Consider the following 2958-nt stretch of genomic DNA (forward strand, 5'->3'; position numbering starts at 1 on the left):
GGCTTACTGGCGGCGCGCCGGGGCGCCGGCGGCGATGGTCGAATGGGCCTGCGCGCGGCCGGCCGCCACTCATGCGCCGCTGCCGCCCCGCGCCGCCTTCGAGTTTCTGTGCGACGGCGATACGCTGCATATCGGCGACGATGCCTGGCAAGTGCTGTTCGGGCGCGGGCATTCGCCCGCGCACGTGTGCCTGTACTGCGCTGAACGCACCATGCTGATTGCCGGCGACCAACTGCTGCCCGGCATCTCGCCGGTCGTCGGCATCTGGGAAGGCGACCTGGCCGAGCCTGGCGCGATGGGCGTCGATGGCGAAGGCGTTGCCGGTGCGGTGGGCGTTGTGGGCGATGGCGGCTGCCCCGTGGCCGTGCCGGATGCCGACCCGCTGCGCGGCTGGCTGGCCACCCTCGACCGCCTCGAAGCCCTGCCGGACGACGTGCTGGTGCTGCCCGCGCACGAAACCCCCTTCGTCGGCGTGCGCGCCCGCGTCCAGGCGCTGCGTGAACGCCACCAGCGCAAATTTGTGCGCTTGCTCGACCTCTGCCGCGCACCGCAGACCACCTTCGCCCTGGCGCGGGCGCTGTATCCCCGTCACCTGAGCGAACTGCAGACCCTGTTTGCCTGTGCCGAAACCCTGGCGCATACCTGCTTTCTGCATGCCGAAGGGCGGCTGCGACACGACCGCGATGCTGCGGGCGTGGATGTCTGGCGGGCCGCGCCATGAGCAGCACTACCGTTGCAGATCATGGCGGCACCGGCCCGTTGGCGCGGCTGCAGGGGGCGCCCAACTTCCGCAGCCTGTGCGGCTACCGCGCGGCCGACGGGCGCAGCGTGCGCCGCGGCGTGTTGTTCCGTTCCGATGCCTTGTCCGACCTGAGCGCGGCCGACCTCGAGCGGCTGCGCGCGCTCGACATTCGCCTGGTGTGCGACCTGCGTAGCACGCGGGAACGCATGGCGCGCCCCAACCGCTGGCCCGCCGGGCCGGCGCCGGCCTTGCTGACCACCAGCGATGGCGGCGGCCCGGCGGCGGTCAAAGCCGCGGCGTGGCGGGCCCGGCTGGGCGAAGCGGACTTCGATGCCGCCACCGCCCGGCGCTGGCTGCGCGATGCCTACCTGGCCATGCCGGCGGTGTACGCCGGCCTGCTCGCTGCCTTGTTTGCACGGCTGGCCGACGGCCGGGCGCCGAACGTGCTGGTGCATTGCGCCGCCGGCAAGGACCGCACCGGCTTTGTCTGCGCCATGCTGCTGCTGGCGCTGGGCGTGCCGTGGGAGACGGTGCTCGACGACTACCTGCTGAGTGGCCGGCGCCAGCCTGCCGAGGCGTTGGCGCGCAAGCTGTGGTGTGCTGGCCAGGGTGTGCCGCCGCTCGACGCCCGTGCGTGCGCGGCACTGCGGGCGATTGCCGGTGTCGAGGCCGAGTATCTGACGGCGGCCTGCGAGTGCGCCGCAAGGCGCTTCGGTTCGGTTGCCCGCTATCTGGAGGCGGCCTGCGGGTTGGATCCCGCCCGTTGCGAGCGCCTGCGCACGCGCTTGCTGACCGGCTGACGGTGCGCAGCCCCGGGGGCGCGTGCCGAATACGGTGAAGGGGCTCAGTGGCTGGCGAACACCCCGGTGTTGCCTTTCGCGTCGAAGCTCACCACGTCGTAGCGGTCGGCCGGGTAGGGGCCTTCCATGCCGGGCGAGCCCTGCGGCATGCCGGGTGCCGAGAGGCCGGTGATGGCGGGTTTGTCGGCCAGCATGCGCTTGACGTCGGCGGCCGGTACGTGGCCTTCGACGACATAGCCGCCGACCTTGGCGGTGTGGCACGAGCCCAGCGCGCGCGGCACGCCGGCCTCGCGCTTGACCATGTCCATTTCGTGGGTGGAGATTTCCTTGACCCTGAAGCCGTTGGCGCGCATGTGCTCGGCCCATTTGCCGCAACAGCCGCAGTTGGGGTCCTTGAACATCGTGACTTCGCCGTCGTTGTCGGCGGCGCTTGCGGCGCCGAGCGAGGACAGGCCGATCAGGGCAGCGCCGAACAGCGCGATCAGGGCGGGGCGGGTGGATTTCATCAGGCGGCTCCGGTGTGGGATGGAAGGGGGCCGGGCGCGTCGGCGGCGCGCGGCAGGGTGATGACGAAGCGGGTCATGCCGTCTGCCGAGGCGGCGCGGATGTCGCCGCCGTGGGCGAGCACGATGGAACGGGTGATCGCCAGCCCGAGGCCGGCGCCTTCGCCCTGGCTGGCGCGGGTGCCGCCGGCGCGGTGGAAGCGGTCGAAGATGCGCTGCAACTGGTCGGGTGCAATGGGCTCGCCGGGGTTGGATACCGACAGTTCCACCTTGCCGTGCGCCTGCCCGTCCCGGTCCTCGTCCACGTCGTGGATGGCGATCGAGATCGTGCCGCCGGCCGGCGTGTGGCGCAAGGCGTTGGACAGCAGGTTCGACAGCGCGCGCCGCAGCATCAGCCGGTCGCCGGTGGTCCGCGCCCGGCCTTCGAGCACGATGCCCACCCGGCGGTCCTCGGCCAGCGCTTCGTAGAATTCGACCAGCGCATGCGCCTCGTCGTCGAGCTGTACCGTCTCGACCGGGCGCGGCAGGCGGCCGTTCTCGGCCTGGGCGAGGAACAGCATGTCGCCGACCATGCGCGCGATGCGTTCGAACTCTTCGAGATTGGAGGCCAGCACTTCGCGGTATTCGTCGCTGCTGCGCGCGCGCGACAGTGCCACTTCGGTCTGCGTCATCAGGTTGGAGACCGGCGTGCGCAGTTCGTGCGCGATGTCGGCGGAGAAGTCCGACAGCCGGGTGAAGGAGGCTTCGAGCCGCGCCAGCATGCCGTTGAAGGCATCGGCGAACTCACGCACTTCGGCGGGCGCGCCGGCCTCGTCCAGGCGCAGGGACAGGCCGTCGGCCGACAGCTTGCGGGCCGCCGCCGTCATCCGCCGCAGCGGCGCCAGCCCGCGGTGCGCCGCCAGCCAGCCGAGCA

General features: G+C 71.9%; 4 protein-coding genes. 2 read left to right on the forward strand and 2 right to left on the reverse strand.

Annotated features, from left to right (window positions below; genetic code table 11):
* Both C666_RS18820 and C666_RS18825 read left to right on the forward strand, forming a co-directional pair.
* Positions 1-721 (forward strand): MBL fold metallo-hydrolase (locus C666_RS18820; protein WP_004349078.1); only part of this gene is annotated, 721 nt, incomplete at its 5' end.
* Complete coding sequence (locus tag C666_RS18825; protein ID WP_004349080.1) at positions 718-1542, forward strand: tyrosine-protein phosphatase; 825 nt, start codon at positions 718-720, stop codon at positions 1540-1542. The genes C666_RS18820 and C666_RS18825, both read left to right, overlap by 4 nt.
* Positions 1543-1586: 44 nt before the next feature.
* Here the strand turns inward: C666_RS18825 and C666_RS18830 are convergent, their stop codons facing one another.
* Positions 1587-2048, reverse strand: a complete 462-nt coding sequence (locus tag C666_RS18830) for a DUF411 domain-containing protein (protein WP_004349082.1) — start codon at positions 2046-2048, stop codon at positions 1587-1589.
* Positions 2048-2958, reverse strand: a 911-nt coding sequence (locus C666_RS18835) for a heavy metal sensor histidine kinase (RefSeq protein ID WP_004349083.1), incomplete at its 5' end; no start/stop codon positions are given. The genes C666_RS18830 and C666_RS18835, both read right to left, overlap by 1 nt.

The organism is Thauera linaloolentis 47Lol = DSM 12138 (assembly GCF_000310205.1).
GTDB lineage: Bacteria > Pseudomonadota > Gammaproteobacteria > Burkholderiales > Rhodocyclaceae > Thauera > Thauera linaloolentis.

Bases quoted from the DNA above. Each gene is read 5' to 3' on its own strand.
- C666_RS18830 (WP_004349082.1), bottom strand. From the start codon at position 2,048: ATGAAATCCACCCGCCCCGCCCTGATCGCGCTGTTCGGCGCTGCCCTG.
- C666_RS18825 (WP_004349080.1), top strand. From the start codon at position 718: ATGAGCAGCACTACCGTTGCAGATCATGGCGGCACCGGCCCGTTGGCG.